The organism is Parablautia muri, assembly GCF_009917485.1.
GTDB lineage: Bacteria > Bacillota > Clostridia > Lachnospirales > Lachnospiraceae > Suilimivivens > Suilimivivens muri.
In genome coordinates this window covers 15,245-31,470 of the sequence record NZ_QZDT01000004.1, presented here as the reverse complement: position 1 = coordinate 31,470, position 16,226 = coordinate 15,245, and the positions used below count along the sequence as shown (strand labels likewise).

At 42.8% G+C, this 16,226-nt stretch carries 14 protein-coding genes, 2 tRNA genes and 1 riboswitch; of the genes, 6 read left to right on the top strand and 10 right to left on the bottom strand.

The window, feature by feature from the left end; genetic code table 11:
- Positions 1-207: 207 nt before the first annotated feature.
- Positions 208-1,101, bottom strand: coding sequence for an AraC family transcriptional regulator (locus D5281_RS04155; protein WP_160558889.1), 894 nt, complete (start codon positions 1,099-1,101; stop codon positions 208-210).
- 209 nt (positions 1,102-1,310) lie between these two features.
- Between D5281_RS04155 and D5281_RS04150 the strand changes: the two genes are divergently transcribed.
- The 5 genes from D5281_RS04150 to D5281_RS04130 all read left to right on the top strand — a co-directional run bounded on the left by D5281_RS04150 (position 1,311) and on the right by D5281_RS04130 (position 4,468).
- Complete coding sequence (locus D5281_RS04150; RefSeq protein ID WP_160558888.1) at positions 1,311-1,982, top strand: hypothetical protein; 672 nt, start codon at positions 1,311-1,313, stop codon at positions 1,980-1,982.
- 67 nt (positions 1,983-2,049) lie between these two features.
- Positions 2,050-2,122, top strand: a tRNA-Phe gene (locus tag D5281_RS04145).
- 32 nt (positions 2,123-2,154) lie between these two features.
- Positions 2,155-2,225, top strand: a tRNA-Gly gene (locus D5281_RS04140).
- A 109-nt stretch (positions 2,226-2,334) separates the two neighbouring features.
- The gene (locus D5281_RS04135) at positions 2,335-3,228 is read left to right on the top strand and encodes a VanW family protein (protein WP_160558887.1); all 894 of its coding nucleotides are present in this window, start codon (positions 2,335-2,337) and stop codon (positions 3,226-3,228) included.
- 82 nt (positions 3,229-3,310) lie between these two features.
- Positions 3,311-4,468: an SGNH/GDSL hydrolase family protein gene (locus tag D5281_RS04130; protein ID WP_160558886.1), complete on the top strand. Its 1,158-nt coding sequence runs from the start codon at positions 3,311-3,313 to the stop codon at positions 4,466-4,468.
- A gap of 153 nt (positions 4,469-4,621) precedes the next feature.
- Here D5281_RS04130 and D5281_RS04125 read toward each other — a convergent pair whose 3' ends face one another.
- From D5281_RS04125 to D5281_RS04085, 9 genes are all read right to left on the bottom strand, one after another.
- Positions 4,622-5,851 carry a glycerate kinase type-2 family protein gene (locus D5281_RS04125; RefSeq protein ID WP_330584817.1) on the bottom strand — a complete coding sequence of 410 codons (1,230 nt, stop codon included), beginning with the start codon at positions 5,849-5,851 and terminating at the stop codon, positions 4,622-4,624.
- An 86-nt stretch (positions 5,852-5,937) separates the two neighbouring features.
- Positions 5,938-6,243 carry a Dabb family protein gene (locus D5281_RS04120; RefSeq protein ID WP_160558885.1) on the bottom strand — a complete coding sequence of 102 codons (306 nt, stop codon included), beginning with the start codon at positions 6,241-6,243 and terminating at the stop codon, positions 5,938-5,940.
- Positions 6,244-6,379: 136 nt separating this feature from the next.
- Positions 6,380-8,167: an ABC transporter ATP-binding protein gene (locus D5281_RS04115; RefSeq protein WP_160558884.1), complete on the bottom strand. Its 1,788-nt coding sequence runs from the start codon at positions 8,165-8,167 to the stop codon at positions 6,380-6,382.
- Entirely contained in the window at positions 8,164-9,921 is a 1,758-nt protein-coding gene (locus tag D5281_RS04110; RefSeq protein ID WP_160558883.1) for an ABC transporter ATP-binding protein, read from the bottom strand. Before D5281_RS04110 ends, D5281_RS04115 begins: the two co-directional genes overlap by 4 nt.
- A gap of 120 nt (positions 9,922-10,041) precedes the next feature.
- Positions 10,042-10,968, bottom strand: coding sequence for a SufB/SufD family protein (locus D5281_RS04105; RefSeq protein WP_330584814.1), 927 nt, complete (start codon positions 10,966-10,968; stop codon positions 10,042-10,044).
- A 52-nt stretch (positions 10,969-11,020) separates the two neighbouring features.
- Positions 11,021-11,755: an ABC transporter ATP-binding protein gene (locus D5281_RS04100; RefSeq protein WP_160558882.1), complete on the bottom strand. Its 735-nt coding sequence runs from the start codon at positions 11,753-11,755 to the stop codon at positions 11,021-11,023.
- A 118-nt stretch (positions 11,756-11,873) separates the two neighbouring features.
- Complete coding sequence (locus D5281_RS04095) at positions 11,874-12,758, bottom strand: DegV family protein (RefSeq protein ID WP_160558881.1); 885 nt, start codon at positions 12,756-12,758, stop codon at positions 11,874-11,876.
- Positions 12,759-12,976: 218 nt separating this feature from the next.
- Positions 12,977-14,155 (bottom strand): phosphoribosylaminoimidazolecarboxamide formyltransferase, encoded by a 1,179-nt coding sequence (locus D5281_RS04090; RefSeq protein ID WP_160558880.1) that lies wholly within the window; start codon positions 14,153-14,155, stop codon positions 12,977-12,979.
- Between the two features lie 68 nt (positions 14,156-14,223).
- Positions 14,224-14,937: an IMP cyclohydrolase gene (locus D5281_RS04085; protein ID WP_160558879.1), complete on the bottom strand. Its 714-nt coding sequence runs from the start codon at positions 14,935-14,937 to the stop codon at positions 14,224-14,226.
- Between the two features lie 172 nt (positions 14,938-15,109).
- A riboswitch (ZMP/ZTP riboswitch) is annotated at positions 15,110-15,206 on the bottom strand.
- A 185-nt stretch (positions 15,207-15,391) separates the two neighbouring features.
- On the opposite strand from D5281_RS04085, the gene D5281_RS04080 reads away from it, so the two are divergent.
- Positions 15,392-16,090: a hypothetical protein gene (locus D5281_RS04080; RefSeq protein ID WP_160558878.1), complete on the top strand. Its 699-nt coding sequence runs from the start codon at positions 15,392-15,394 to the stop codon at positions 16,088-16,090.
- Positions 16,091-16,226: the final 136 nt, after the last annotated feature.

Here is a 16,226-nt window from a genome sequence, read left to right as displayed (position 1 = left end):
GCTTACCTCCCGTTCCACCGCCATACGGTATATTTTACTTTTTTGTAACCATTCGGGCAGTCCGGCCGCTTATATGCAGTTTATTCCGGCCTGTCGCGTTTTTTACATTATAGGGTAATCTGCCGCTCTAAATCCATACTGCCATGTTAAGTAATGCTGTCAAAATGTTATCTGTTATTATGACTCTTAAAACGGAGTATGAGTTGTTTATTTTATTATCTTATTAATAAAATCCTCAATCTGTTTTAACTGTTCTTTGTTTTTTCTTGTTTCTCCCTTTTGCATTTCCTTCCTGTATGCAGACGGCGACATCTTTTTTATCTGCTTAAATGATTTGGCAAACACCAGCGGATCTGAATATCCGCAGGAAAGGGCAATGCTTTCTACCGGAAGCGCCGTAAGCTCTAATAGCTCCTGCGCCTTTGTAATGCGGAAGGTCGTTAAAAACTGCTGGGGGGAAATACCCATTGCATTCTTAAACAGCGTATACAGATAGCTCCTGTTAATACACACATAATCTGCCACATCTGTAACCTTGATTGGATTGCAGTAATTGTTCAAAATAAATTCTGTGGCACGCCGCACATAATTATCCGCCCTGTCTGCTTCTCCCTTTTCTTCAATATGCGTACTTTCCGCAATTAAGGACAAAAATAGCTGAAGCTGCCCGTTTCTGCGCAGTTCATTGGCAATTCCAAAAGTATTGTGTTCCATCATATCCGTAACAGCCTGATAAAATTCCTCCTCCTTATCAGACTGAAAAACCGGGCTTGCCACAGAAAGCCCCATAGATCCAATCAGTTCCCGCGCCATACTTCCATAAAATCCTACCCACACATAAGTCCAGGGATTTTCTTCATCCGCCTGGTAAAAAGCCAATTCCTCCGGGGGTATCAAAAACCCACACCCCCGCTCCAGCAAATACTCCTTACCGCCCATAGAAAACCGTCCCTTACCGCTTAACACAAAGTGAATCAGATAATGCGGCTTAATCGCCGGACCAAAGCTGTGAAAGGGCTCCGTCTTGGACATCCCACAGCAATTTAAATATAAGCTCCCTGTTTTTTTACCGGAAAATTCCAGTTGGTACGCCTTCTCCATTCTTCCTTCCCACACCCCTGCATAATCTCTATAATGGAATCATATCAATTACCTAAAAAGAGGTCAAGCCCTGTAATCTATGCGCAGCAGCAAAGCCTTATAAAATTTCCTTGAAATGCCGATTGCACACAGATTTTGAATATGTTATTGTTATTAAGTATTTACTTTGTATCTGACTGTTTGTTTACACGATATGTATGGAGGCTTTCATGAATCATCATAAAAATAATTGGGTCATTAAATTTTTTATACTTTCTGTTTTCTTATCTATCACCCTTACCGGCTGCGGCCCTTCAGAAGAAAAAATTGCCCAGGCGCAGGAGGCATACACAGCCCTTACCCAGCTGCATAACGAAGTGGTAGAAGCACACAATCACATTTCCGACAACTCTTTGGATCAGGCGCTGATTGCTTTAGCTGCGCAGGTAAAAGAAATTGAAACCCACAATTTAAATGAATTAAAAGACGAGGAAATTGACGTTCTGTTAGATACTATGAGTTCCCTGACAGATTCCTATGAGGAATACCTAAATGAAATAAACACAATTCAAGAACAGGAAACCGCCGCCATACTCACGGAAATTCCTCTGACCCTTCAAAACAATACGGAAATGACTTTCCATGCCCTGGCACTTTACAGTGAAGATAATGTTTCCCAAAACACAGACGTTTTAGAAGATACCTCGGGCCTTTCCCCGGGGCAATATCTGGCCGGACTTATTATTTACAAGGATGCTTCCGCCACACCATGGATTTTAAAGCTGGAAAATGCAGAGGGCACCAGCTACGAAATTCAGCTGCCCGTCAATACATACAAAGAAGATGGCGTTTCCCTCACCCTCACTTACGACTCCGAGCAAAACGAGATAAAATGTTCTTGACAAACTGCATGTCTAAATTGTAGAATAATTCATGTGTTGTAGTTAGTAATTATCCACAAAAGGAGTTGCCCAGATAGCTCAGTTGGTAGAGCAGAGGACTGAAAATCCTCGTGTCACTGGTTCGATTCCGGTTCTGGGCACGAAATAATAAATTATATAATATATCTCTCATGCGGGTGTAGTTCAATGGTAGAACACCAGCCTTCCAAGCTGGACACGTGGGTTCGATTCCCATCACCCGCTTTTGTGCTGCCTGTAATTATTAACATTTTATGAAGAAAATAGCAGCCCAGTTTACCTTAACTGTAATGAAAATGATAATCTGTAAGCCACTAAGGAGGAGGATAATGTGATGAAAACTTTTAAACCTGTAAAAAATATTCTGGCATGGAACAATGTTGGAAAAATGAAGCATAAAAAAATGGCTGCTTTGCTTCTTACCTTTGTCTGCACCCTGTCCTTTTTTATTCCGTCCACTGCCGCAAATGAAAATCCTATAGACTATTCTCCCGTATTTGATGCAAATTACTACTATAATACATACCCTGATTTGCAACAAACCGTTGGAAATGACCCTAATGCGCTGCTTAAACATTTCACAGCAATTGGTATGAAGGAAGGCCGAAACGGAAATTCTTCTTTTCAGGTAAAGGCATATATGCAAAATAACCTTGACCTTCTTCCCGTTTATGGCGTAAAGGATTTAAGCAAATATTATCTTCATTATATTTCTATTGGTCAGGAGGAAGATCGTATTGCAGCATTTAAAAAAGGAGCAGAATTTCCTGCAGGTGTTCTTTCCTCCTATTCCACCACGTATGATGTCACAGAAGATAGAGCTATTAATGTAGAATTAGCTGCTGCCCGTATAAACGGTATGGTTGTTAGGCCAGGAGAAAAATTCTCCTTCAGCAATTCCATCGGCACCAGGACCATTGCCAATGGTTATGTAGTAGCTCCCTCCTTCGCCAGTGGACGAGTTGTTTCAAGCGTAGGCGGTGGTATTTGCCAGGTTTCCTCTACAATTTACGTAGCTATGCTACTTGCATATATTCCGCCTACACAGCGCTATGCTCATTCTCTGCCAGTAGACTATGTACCCACTGGATTGGATGCCGCAATCGTAGAAGGTTATAAGGATTTGACCTTCACCAACAATTTTGATTATTCCATTGGAATAAATGCCACTACCAAAGATGGCGTACTCACCATAAGCTTTTTAAAACAGGCTGATCCTGTACAATAAGTGTTTACATATTATGATTTCTTTTTATTAATGAGAGAACTGACTGGCCCCGTTCTCAGCAAAGGGGAAAATGGAGGAAAAAATGACTGAAAATAATAATCTGAAATATTATTCTTTACAGGAAATAGAATGCAAAATCCACGGTAGAACTGATGAAACCCAAAGCCCTCTCCCTCTGTTCTGGAACGGAAGCGCAGTGGAGGTAAATGTTACGGGTTCGGAACTTTGGATTGACCTTGAGGTAGATTTCGATGTCCATGAACCCTGGTCAGGGTATTCTTTAAATGGCGCTTTTATCAGCAGGCAAATGCTTATGGCAGGGCGATATAAACTATGCCTGTTTCGTAATATGAGCACGGATTCCATAAAAAATATTCGGTTTTTCCGAGAATTGCAAGCAATGAGTGAGGACAATGCCAATCATTTGCTTATCCACGGCTTTTATTCAGACGGATCCTTTTTCCCTGTTCCTGACAGAACCTATAAACTGGAATTTATCGGTGACAGCATTACCTCAGGCGAAGGAACCTATGGTGCTAAACAAGAAGACGACTGGATACCCATGTTTATGAGCTCCAGTAAAAATTATGCTGTAATGGTTTCAGAGGCTATAGATGCAGATTATCGCCTGCTTTCCCAAGGCGGTTGGGGCGTATTTTGCAGCTGGGATAATAAACCTTACGAAAATCTCCCCTCCTGCTATGAAAAAATCTGCGGACTTTTAAAGGGAGAAACCAATCAAAAATTAGGCGCCTTAAAGCCCTATTCTTTTTCCTCCTGGCAGCCCGATGCCGTTATTATTAATCTGGGAACAAATGATGCCAGTGCCTTCTATCAGCCGGCATGGCAGGATCCTGTAACCGGTGAATCCTTTCAACAACATCTCCTGCCAGATGGTTCTTATGATCCGTCAGACCTTAATCGATTAAAGCAGGCTATCATTGATTTTCTCTCCACCATCCGTAGAAACAATCCAAAAGCCTTTATCATATGGGCATATGGAATGGCCGGCTATGAATTAACACTTCCCATTGCGGAAGCTGTCAGTGAATATCAAAAGCAGATGAAAGATAAAAATGTATCCTTCTTACAGCTCCCTAATACTACCGATGAAACCGTGGGTTCTAGATGCCATCCCGGCCCTAAATCCCATGAACAGTCCGCTAAAATACTTACCGAATATTTAAAAACCGTATTATATGAAAAATCGCCTTTGGCGATGGGATTTTGCACTCCCTAATCATATTCCCACGATCTGTGCAGTAAATGCACAGACCTGGCTGAATAGTTACAAAATGATTCCATTTAAAAACTGACATTCCAGCAAACGCTGCCTCTCTTTGCGTTCCGGCGTATTGTAATAAAAAAGTGAATGTCAGTTTTGTTTTCCTTTTCATTCATTTTTACACAAAAGCACGGTCACATCATTTACATTGGTACCAGTCGGACCGGTTATCACCAAGCCGTTTACTTTCTGTAACGCGTGATAGGAATCATGATTTCGCAGAGCTTCTTCCACATCAACCCCTATTTCCTTCAGCTTATATACAGTTTCTCCATCTACAATGCCCCCTGCCGCATCTGTCGGCCCATCTGTTCCATCCGACCCTATAGAAAAAAGCAGTACATCTTTTTGACCTGCTAATTCTTTCGCGGCATAAAGTGCCAGTTCCTGGTTGCGCCCACCCAGGCCGCCTCCCGTTACCTTTACTACCGTCTCACCTCCTGCAATCACTGCAAAAGGTGCCGAACGCTTTCTATGCTCCTTTGACGTAATCCATTTCCCTGCCTCTTTCGCTTCACACTCCATAGAAGTTGTAAGAATATAAGGCTCATACCCTAACTCCTTCGCATGTACTGCAGCTGCCTGACAGAGCTCCTTAACACTTCCTACCACATGGTTTTCAACACACACATCCTTACATGGACTACTGTTTAGCAAAATCCTTTCTACCTTTTCATCCGTCTCCAGCTTGTACTTTTCAAGCAGACATCTCACATCTTCCACGGTTGAATCATCTGGATATGTCAGCCCTGAAGCAATCATATCCTCGTTTTCGCCGATAATATCGGAAAGAATAATCGAATATGCCTTTGCTCCGTGGATATATCCTGCAAGCTTTCCGCCCTTTATTGCGGACAGTTTTTTCCTGATCACATTTATCTCTGTAATCCTGGCTCCACAGAAAAGAAGCTGCTTTGTCATTTTCTGAATGTCAGAAAGTAAAAGCCCTTCCATCGGTACTTCCACCAAAGCCGAACCTCCTCCTGATAATAAAAAAAGAACTGTATCTTCTCCGGCCGCCTGCTCTAACAGCTTTATCACCTTATGCGCACCCAAAATAGAATTTTCATCCGGAGTAGGATGCCCTGCTTCTATGATTTCAAACCTATCCAACATCTCTTTCGTATGTTCATACTTTGTTACAATAACCCCTTTTTCCAGCCGGTTTCCCAAAAAGTCAGCGGCAGCTTTTGCCATTACCCACGCGGCCTTTCCAATAGCTGCCACATAAACCCTGCCTGAAAGCTTAAAATCCTTAAGTGCATTTTGTACCGCTGTATCTGGCATACAATCAGCTATTGTTCTTTTGATAATTTTATAAGCATCCTCACGCATCATTTCTTCCTTATAAACTGCCCAACATATCTATTGTTTGCATAACCTACTTCGCATCCAGTTAAATTTCACTCATTGTCTAAAGCATATTAATATGCATCATAATCCATACATACTCTGCTCTTAACAAACGGCCTAACCTTTCCATCTGCCACCGCTACATGCAAGGGATGACCTGCATAAGTTTTAAGTGCTGCTTCATCTGTAAATTCCGAATATAACATCATATCTGCATTTGAAGTTGACAGATATTCCGTCTGTACATGAATGTTCAAAAGCCCCGGTATCTGTCCGGCAAGGCCTTCAAGTCCGGCTTTTACATCTTCTCTTATCTTTCTTTTTTCATCCTCTGAAAACTCATCCTTAATCTGCCATAAAATAATGTGTTTTACCATAATGATTATCCCTCCATTTTTTGCCTTTACACATCGCAAGCTGTGCTTGCAATGCTACGCCGGATATTTGTGCCACCTGTAAAGCGGCATGTCTGGAAGTTTGAAAATTTACTTCCAGGCTTATTCTCAATCACTACTATGCAATCGCAAACTGGCTGTTATACAATTCCGCATAAAACCCTTTTTTTGCAAGCAATTCCTGATGATTTCCCTGCTCAATAATATGCCCGTCCTTCATAACCAGTATCACATCCGCATTCTGAATCGTGGATAATCTGTGGGCTACAATAAAGCTGGTTCTCCCCTCCATCATCGTTGCAAATGCTTTCTGAATCTTGATCTCCGTTCTGGTATCAATGGAGGAGGTCGCCTCGTCCAGTATCAGCATAGGCGGCAGGCTGAGCATTACTCTTGTAATACAAAGGAGCTGCTTTTGCCCTCCTGATAAGCTTCCTCCGTCCTCTCCAATTACCGTATCATACCCATTGGGAAGGCGCTTGATAAAGCTGTGGGCGTGGGAGGCCTTTGCAGCCGCTGTCACTTCCTCCTTTGTGGCATCAGGCTTTCCTACCACAATATTATCCCAGATGGTTCCCCGCTTTAACCAGGTATCCTGCAAAACCATACCGTAAGAGGTTCTTAAGGATTGACGCGTAATATTTTTGATTTCATTGCCGTCCACCGAAATACTGCCCTTATCCACGTCATAGAACCGCATCAACAGATTGATTATGGTAGTCTTACCGCAGCCCGTAGGCCCGACAATTGCAATTCTCTGTCCCGGATTTACATTCAGATTCAAGTTTTCAATCAATTTCTTATCAGGCACATAGGAAAAAGAAACATCTTTTATTCCTACTTCTCCCTTTACGTCCTTAAGTGTCACAGCATCAGCCCCATCCGGCACCTGGGCTTCTTCCTCAATCAGTTCAAATATCCTCGCCGCACATGCAAGGGCATTTTGCAGCTCTGTGATCACTCCGGATATTTCATTAAACGGCTTAGTGTATTGATTTGCATAAGAAAGGAAACAGGTTAGCTGTCCAACGCTAAGTCCTCTGCTTAGCACTGCAAAAGCACCGGTAAGCCCTACCCCCGTATAAACCACGCTGTTCACAAAACGGGTACAGGGATTGGTCAGGGAGGAAAAGAAAATCGCACGCAGAGAGCACTTTTCCAGTCTGCCGTTGATTTCATCAAACTTCTCTAAGGTTTTACCTTCCCGGTTAAAGGATTGTACCACCTTCTGATTCCCAATCATTTCATTGATCAGCGCAGTCTGCTCCCCTCTGGTCTCTGACTGCAGCTGAAACATACTGAAAGTTTTTTTTGCGATAAAGCTCGCCACAAATAAGGATACGGGCGTAATAATCACCACTACGGCAGTGATACCCACATTCACCGAAAGCATAAAACCTAATGTTCCTAAAATGGTAACCACGCCTGTGAACAGTTGGGTAAATCCAATCAAAAGGCCATCCGCAAACTGGTCCACATCCGCAACCACCCTGCTTACAATATCTCCATGGGCGTGAGCGTCCAAATATTTAAGAGGGAGTTCCTCAATTCTCCGAAATGCCTTTTTCCTGATATCCTGAATAATATTATATACAATCTGGTTATTACAGATATTCATAATCCACTGCGCCATTACTGTCAGCGCTACTACGACTGCCATTTTCTTTAAAATGCCAAATAGGCCTACCCAGATCACACCCAGATCTACGCTCAACTCTGACGGGTCAAAAATATAAGCAATTCGATCCACCGCATCACCTGTTAAAATCGGAAGATACAAAGTAAGAACCACAGAAACAACCGCCATCAAAATCGTAAGCGTCATCAAAAATCCATGTGGCTTAATATATTTTAATACCTTGATGAGGGTTTCTTTTTGCTTTGTATTCTTTTTATCTCCTTTCATGCTCCTACCCCCTCTTTTTTCTCAAACTGGCTGTAATAGATTTCCTGATAAACCTGGCAGCTCTGAAGCAGCTCCTCATGGGTTCCCATTCCCGCCACATTACCGTCATCTAATACAATAATCGTATCTGCATGGAGCAAAGAGGAGGCCCTTTGCGACACGATAAATACCGTAGTTTCCCCCGGCATCTCTTTGATGGATTTCCTAAGTGCCGCATCCGTTGCATAATCAAGTGCCGATGCGCTGTCATCCAGAATAAGAATTTCCGGCTTTTTTACAAGGGCTCTTGCAATGGAGAGCCTTTGTTTTTGGCCGCCTGAAAGGTTTCGCCCTTCCTGTTCCACCTTTTCATCCAATTTCTTTTCTTTCTGCAGCACAAATTCCTCTGCCTGGGCTGTCCGCAGCGCCTCCCAAAGCTCATCCTCGCTTGCATTCTCGTTGCCCCAAAGGAGATTTTCCCGAATTGTCCCTTCAAACAGTACCGCCTTTTGCATCACAACGCCAATCTTATCGCGCAGACCGGTAAGGGGATACTCTCTTACGTCCACACCGTCAATCTTAACACTGCCCTTCTCCACATCATAAAAACGGGGAATTAAATTCACCAGTGAGGATTTGCCGGAACCTGTACCGCCGATTACGCCAATGGTATCGCCTCTTTGGGCCTTAAAGTGGATATCCGTAAGGGCTTCTTCCCCTCCTTCATGATAGCGCAGGCTCACATGGTCAAATTCTACCGTGCCCTTTTCCTGCTTTGCACCGTCCACTGACTGGTTTTTGCTTGTATCTGTAAGGCCTGTTTCCTTAAGCCCAGCCGGAATTTCAAATATACCTTCTATTCTGTTTCCACATGCAACTGCCTTAGTAACAGTAATAATCAAATTAGCCAGCTTTACCAGTTCCACCAATATTTGAGACATATAATTTACCAGGGCAACCACCTGTCCCTGGCTTAAAATTCCTGCCTCCACACGCACCGCTCCCACATAAATAAGCGCAATCAATCCTCCATTGATTACAATATATGTAAGCGGATTCATTAATGCGGAAATCCTTCCGGCAAGCATCTGCATGTGCTTTAAAGCATCCGTTTCCCCATCAAACTTTCGGATTTCTCCTTCTTCCTCCCCAAAGGCACGGATGACCCTGACACCGGTAAGATTTTCCCTTGTAATTCCAAGCACTCCATCTAACCTGGCCTGTACCTTCTTAAAAAGCGGAATACTTACAAGCATAATACCAAAAACAATAATAGAAAGAACAGGAATTACTACCACAAAAATAAGCGCAGCCTTAACATCAACCGTAAAAGCCATAATCATAGCTCCAAACACGATAAAAGGTGAACGCAAAAACAAGCGCAGCACCAGATTCACACCTGACTGCACCTGATTTATGTCACTGGTCATCCTGGTTATCAAAGTGGAAGTTCCCTCACTGTCCATCTGCGAAAAGGAGAGCTTTTGTACATGTGCAAACAGCTCATGCCGCAGCCTTGTTGCAAATCCCACTGCTGCCCTGGCCGCAAAGTACTGCGCTGTCACAGAGCAAATCAGACCAATTAAGCCAAAAGCCGTCATAACCAGACACATTTTTATGATGTATCCCTTATCCCCGTTTGTCATCCCCACATCAATCATAGATGCTACCACTAAAGGGACAATAAGCTCAAAAGAGGCCTCCAATAATTTAAAAAGAGGCCCCAATACACTTTCTTTTTTATAATCTTTTAAATAAACAAGTAATTTCCCCATCTCATATCTCCTGCCGCAATCATATTTCTAAAATTTTGCAAGACTGCCTCTGCTCCCCGGAACATGTTTATGGCGCAAACATGATCTAAGATGCTGTTAAAGAATGAATCTTAACAGTTCCTAAGCTAAAAAGTTCTCGATAATCACTGCCTCGGCCTCCTCCTCGCTCAGGCCGAAGGTGTTAAGCTTTATCAGCTGTTCGCTGTTGATTCTTCCAATAGCCGCCTCATGTATAATAGCGGCGTCCACATGCTTCGCATCAATCTCAGGAATTGAGCATACCTGTGCCTTGTCCATAATAATAGAATCACATTGGATATGGGCATGGCAGAGCGCATTTCCGATAGCCTTAGGATGAAAAGTCTGGGAAGATTCCCCTCTTGCCACAGAACGGGAGGTGATCTGTGCGGAGCTTCCGGCCCCATTTAAATAAATATCCATATTGGAAACGGCACTTTGCTTGTCATGGGTCATAAGCTTTTCAACCACAAACAGCTTTGCTCCTTCTCCCATCTCCACTTCTGTTTCACGCTTTGTGGAATCCACTCCTTTAATCTGCGCCGTATCAAGGGTGAAAACGGAATCCTTTTCCATGATGATTTTTGTCACCGGATTTAAAATTTTGGCTCCGGTTCCTTCTCCCTCGCCGTAATGTTTCTCCTCATAGCGCACATTGGCATTCGGCCCTATGTGGAAAGTGTGAATCCCATCATGACGGCTGTCATTGCAGCCACTGTTGTGAATGCCGCATCCGGCCACAATCGTCACCTGAGCGCCTTCCTCAACATAAAAATCGTTATATACCTGGTCCGTTATGCCTGAAGCGGCAACCACTACCGGAATATGCACCTGTTCTCCCTTCGTCTCGCCGCTTATATAAACATCAATTCCCTGCCTGTCTTCCTTCCGCTTGATTTTAATATGCTGCGTATCCCCATGGCAAAGGGCATATCCGTTATACCGCAGGTTATAAGCGCCTTCCTGCTTAAAACCCTCGCTGTCTATTTTTTCCAAAATAGACTCTGTCACCTGATCTATATCTGCCACTTTACTTTCCTCTTTCTTTCATACATTCATTTAGGTAATTGCAAAGCCCATCTTACGATGCCCTGTGAGCCGGATTCATACAGGCACAGCCCGTATCATCATTGACAAGATTCGGCAAAACCCTCTCCCGCGCATCTAGAGTCTCTATCTTCCCATCCTTGACCACCATAATCCGGTCTGCCATACGTATAATTCTCTCCTGATGAGAAATCAAAATAAGACTTTCCTTTTTATCCGCATGAAGCTGTTCAAATTGCTTCACCAACATAGAAAAGCTCCAAAGGTCAATTCCAGCCTCCGGTTCGTCAAAAATACATAATTTATGGGGCTTGGCAAGAACAGTTGCAATCTCTAACCGCTTCATCTCTCCGCCCGAAAGAGTATTGTCCACCTCGCGGTTTAAATATTCCCTGGCGCAAAGTCCCACACCGCTTAAATAATCGCAGCATTTATTTTCAGGCAGCTCATATCCCGCTGCCAGGGAAAGCAGCCTTTTTACTGTCATCCCTTTAAACCTTGGAGGCTGCTGAAAAGCAAACCCAATCCCTGTATTTGCCCTCTGGGCAATACTGCAGCCAGTAATATCCACGCCATCCATTAAAATACTTCCTTCATCCGGCTTTTCAATTCCCATCAGGAGCTTAGCAAGAGTAGATTTTCCCCCACCATTAGGACCGGTAATCACCAGCATTTCTCCATCTTCTACTGCAAAGCTTATATCTTCTATAATGCATTTTTCCACACCGTTTTCCAGCGGATGGAATACCAAATTCCTTACTTCCAGCATATGAATACCTCGTTTCTGCTATCCCTGCAAACTCGCACTTTCCTGTCTTCTTAGACAAGAACACTCATAAAAATAAGTGTAAGTATGCTGATGAAAAAGCCGTATTTCAGACATTTTTCTAATTTAAATATTCTTCGTATTTATCCCTTGTCTCATTCAAAAAAACAATTCCCAAAATTCCAGGACCTGTATGAGCGCCAATAGCACAGCCTACTCGTCCTTCCAGAAATCCCTTCACGTGATACCTGTCCACAAGCTCTTTCTTGATAGATTCGTAAGCTTCCCGGTCCATGCCATAGCAGACGCCTACCACTTGATTTTCCAGATTTTTCCCTTTCTCACCCACCATATCCAGTATTCTCTTTTGCGCCTTCTTCCAGCCACGTACCTTCTCCACTGCTTTTAAAGATCCATTGTCATCTACAACAATTATCGGCTTAATATCAAGCACCGTACCTGCCAAAAAAGAGGTCCTGCTCAGCCTTCCTCCCTTAAACAGATATTCAAGCTCCATCACCGTAACGGCATGCTCCATATGCTCACAAAAGAACTTTGCAGCCTCAATCAAAAGCTCCTTAGACGCACCATTTTTTTGCATGCGAAGGACTCTCTCTGCCACCAGACCATATCCCACAGATGCACATTTTGTATCAATAATCGTGACCTTGAAATCCGGATATTCCTCAAGCACCTGCTCATATGCCAGTTTAGCCGCATTGTAGGTTCCCGCAATTCCAGTGGAAAAGCACAGGTACAATACCTCATCTCCCCTTTTTGCAAAGGGCAAAAAATGCTCATAAAACATATATTGATTAATATGGTACGTTTTTATCTCCTTGCCGGAGGCTTGAATTTCATAGAACTGATCGGGAAAGATAGTATCACCATCAAAGTAATCCTTCCCTTCAATCGTAACAGGAGTCGGCATCACGTATAAGTTATACTCTTTTATCACACTTTCCGGCACATCGGAAGCGGAATCCGTAATAATGCAAAAGGCCATCTCTATCACCCTTCCTTATTTCAACCTGTAAAACCACTCAATTTTCAAGTATTACTATACTACATTTACCAAATTTATGCATCTTAAATATTTCTCACAAATCAATAAAATAAAAATAAATTTTCCATCATCAGTGCATTATAAGCTTGCTTTTCCTTACAATTCTTTGCTTGTAGGTCTTCCCCTGTTGTCCTCCATTTTCCTTCTCCAAAACACTCTTAATGATGGAACAATCTGATACCGGTAAACGCCATCACCATATCATACCTATCACAGCACTCTATTACAAGGTCATCCCGGACAGATCCGCCGGGCTGGGCAATATATTTTACACCACTTTTATATGCTCTCTCAATATTGTCAGAAAACGGGAAAAATGCATCTGACCCTAAAGTCACATTTTTATTTCCATTAAGCCATGCTCTTTTTTCCTCTCTTGTAAAGACAGGCGGCTTTTCTTTAAAACGCTTCTGCCACTCTCCATCTCGAAGAATGTCCTCGTATTCGTCCCCAATATAAACATCAATTGCGTTATCTCTGTCGGCCCGTCCTAATTTATCTAAAAACGGAAGCTCTAGTACTTGTGGTGCCTGACGCAGATACCAATTATCCGCCTTCTGTCCTGCTAATCTGGTGCAATGTATTCTGGACTGCTGCCCAGCTCCAATTCCAATGGCCTGTCCATCCTTTACATAGCATACAGAATTAGACTGTGTATATTTAAGTGTTACCAGCGCAATCTGCATGTCGGTCTTTGCACTGCTCGGCAATTCCTTATTATTTGTGACAATATTGGAAAGCAAATCATCGTCAACAGACAGCTCATTTCTCCCCTGCTCAAAAGTAACTCCATATACCTGCTTTCTCTCAATCGGATTCGGTTTGTACGCAGCATCTATCTGTATGATATTATAACTCCCTTTCTTCTTTTCCATCAAAAGTGCCAATGCCTCTTTCGTGTAGCCTGGTGCTATCACGCCGTCAGATACCTCTCTTTTTATAAGTCTTGCCGTATCCTCGTCACATGCATCAGACAGTGCAATGAAATCCCCAAAAGAGGACATTCTGTCAGCGCCCCTTGCCCTGGCATAGGCACACGCAAGAGGTGAAAGCTCCCCAAGGTCATCTACCCAGTAAATCTTAGCCAGCGTATCGGTCAGGGGAAGTCCAATTCCCGCCCCTGCCGGTGAGACATGCTTAAAAGAAGCTGCTGCCGGATATCCTGTAAGAGCCTTTAACTCCTTTACCAGCTGCCATCCATTCAAAGCATCCAAAAAATTAATGTAGCCTGGTTTGCCATTTAACACCGTAACTGGTAAGTCACTTCCATCCTCCATAAAAATTTTAGACGGCTTTTGATTCGGGTTGCATCCATATTTTAATTGAATTTCGTTCATATAATCCTCCATTTTGGGCAATAGCCAGCAAATTTATGCTTACATCTAAAAGTTAACATTGCATAAGATTATTTGTTTTTATTTACAATGCGTGTTTCATACGTCCCTGTTGCAATATCAATATATCTCACAAACAAAGACACCTTATTTTCCTCATTTAAGCTGTTCCAGACCAGAGACGTAAATTCATCAATATCTCCTGTAATCTCCACCAACTTAGGCTCTCCCGCAAAGCTTGGCAGGGGATTTCCGTCATGTAGATATGTATGGATAAATCGCCCTTCTCCTGCTGCCGGATTTTCATAGGTGTAGGTGTACCTATTACAGCCCTTCGGATTGCCATTGTTACTCTTTAAAATAGACATGGCATAAGCATATTTCCCATCCTCTATCTGCATAACCCCCGAAATTCTAGGTGTATAATTAGGTCCGTCCGGCTCAAACTCGCGGCTTCTCAAGGACTGCTCAAAAGTAAGCCCCTTTTCAAATCCCTCATAAATCGTATCTGTCTGATCTCCGTTTGTGACAATGGTTCTATGCCCTGACACTCTAACTGGCGCATAAATAATAAGACTGGAATCCTCCAGCTTAGAAGGATCAAAGGCCTCTGTCCTTATGCCTTCTCCATCCACCGAAAAAATACGGTTACGACTGTTAGAGCTTCTTCCCATAATAAAATAAGCTGTTACAGCATTTGCTTTGTCCTTTGACCTGCCTATTACAATTCCCCTTCCTGGATATGCATTTTCCGCAAGCTCCCTGGCAAGTGATAACATCTCCATCCTCCGCTTCCTCCTTAACAAAATTTTTGTCCTTACAATCTTTCACTATTATCTATTCCTAAATCGAATAGGGAAGATTTCTTTCTCTACTCGCCGCGTGGGGTGCGTGCTGCGAAGCAGTAATATATATTGCGCACCCCTGTGCATAAAAAACGCCCGGACATACCTGTATCAGGGCTGCCCAGACGGTCGGCTCATTCCTTACAATACACTCCCTGTAGGTTGTCCTACCCAGGCATTTCCTGTTTCCGTCAGTTGTGTATCTAATCACTATCATAATAGAAGAAACTCATAATTGCAAGTACAAAGAAAACGCTTTTTGGTATGCTCTTTCAACTCCATCTTAAAAAAAGTTTATCTTTTTTTTACTTATATTCTATTTACACTATCAAAAAAACGTATTATACTAAGTATTGCATTTCAATGCAAAAAGAAAGGAGAATTTGGAATTATTATGAAAAAATTCAAGAAAATTCTGGCTGTGGTTGCAGCGGTCGCTGTAATGTGCATGCCTCTGACCGGTTGTGGCGAAAAGTTAGCTCCGGCTGATCAAACCGTAGGTGCTCTGTTTGAGCTTGCAGCAAAGAACAATGCTGCTCCCATGAAAGATTTATTGGGATTTGCTTCTGAGGAAGATGTGTCCAGTGCTTTCTTTGAGGAAGGCGCCAATGTTGAGCTGCTAGACGAATTAAAGGATCAGCTTTCCAGCGCAGGTGTAGAGCTTTCTGAAGAAGATGTGCAGGAGCTTAGCGATTCCATGATGACCATGCTCGGCAAGATTACCTACACCGCAGAAATTACATCTGAAAGTGGAGACCAGACAATTGTTACATTGAAGGTAAATGGTTTTTCATATGATGAGATGACTCAGATTATGATGGACGCTGCTACAACGATGACCGACAGCCTTACCGAAGAAGATCAGATGGCTATTGCTAACGGTGATATGGATGTATTCAATTCTTATATGCAGCAGTACATAAAAGATTTCGTAAGTGGGCTTGCTGCTATGGAGCCCAGTGCAGAAGCTTCCGAAATCACTGTTACCTGTGAAAAGCTTAAAGTTGACGTAAGCGGCAAAGAAAAGGTTGCATGGCTGCCTACCAACATGGATGGCTTCTCAAGTGATATAGAGTCTGTAATGTTCAAATAGAATACAGGCACTATCGTACTTCTTGTGTCAGTTCATCGATTACAAAAACTCGCTCCGGCATGGTTTATTATGCCGGAGCTTTTTATTCCTAATCCTTATTCATGAGCTGGTTTGCAAATTATGACCGTGTTCGATC

Excerpts from the sequence above, each read along its gene's own strand:
- D5281_RS04155 (WP_160558889.1), bottom strand. The coding sequence starts at position 1,101 with ATGGAGAAGGCGTACCAACTGGAATTTTCCGGTAAAAAAACAGGGAGC.
- D5281_RS04150 (WP_160558888.1), top strand. The coding sequence starts at position 1,311 with ATGAATCATCATAAAAATAATTGGGTCATTAAATTTTTTATACTTTCT.
- D5281_RS04135 (WP_160558887.1), top strand. The coding sequence starts at position 2,335 with ATGAAAACTTTTAAACCTGTAAAAAATATTCTGGCATGGAACAATGTT.
- D5281_RS04130 (WP_160558886.1), top strand. The coding sequence starts at position 3,311 with ATGACTGAAAATAATAATCTGAAATATTATTCTTTACAGGAAATAGAA.
- D5281_RS04125 (WP_330584817.1), bottom strand. The coding sequence starts at position 5,851 with ATGATGCGTGAGGATGCTTATAAAATTATCAAAAGAACAATAGCTGAT.
- D5281_RS04120 (WP_160558885.1), bottom strand. The coding sequence starts at position 6,243 with ATGGTAAAACACATTATTTTATGGCAGATTAAGGATGAGTTTTCAGAG.
- D5281_RS04115 (WP_160558884.1), bottom strand. The coding sequence starts at position 8,167 with ATGAAAGGAGATAAAAAGAATACAAAGCAAAAAGAAACCCTCATCAAG.
- D5281_RS04110 (WP_160558883.1), bottom strand. The coding sequence starts at position 9,921 with ATGGGGAAATTACTTGTTTATTTAAAAGATTATAAAAAAGAAAGTGTA.
- D5281_RS04100 (WP_160558882.1), bottom strand. The coding sequence starts at position 11,755 with ATGCTGGAAGTAAGGAATTTGGTATTCCATCCGCTGGAAAACGGTGTG.
- D5281_RS04095 (WP_160558881.1), bottom strand. The coding sequence starts at position 12,758 with ATGGCCTTTTGCATTATTACGGATTCCGCTTCCGATGTGCCGGAAAGT.
- D5281_RS04090 (WP_160558880.1), bottom strand. The coding sequence starts at position 14,155 with ATGAACGAAATTCAATTAAAATATGGATGCAACCCGAATCAAAAGCCG.
- D5281_RS04085 (WP_160558879.1), bottom strand. The coding sequence starts at position 14,937 with ATGGAGATGTTATCACTTGCCAGGGAGCTTGCGGAAAATGCATATCCA.
- D5281_RS04080 (WP_160558878.1), top strand. The coding sequence starts at position 15,392 with ATGAAAAAATTCAAGAAAATTCTGGCTGTGGTTGCAGCGGTCGCTGTA.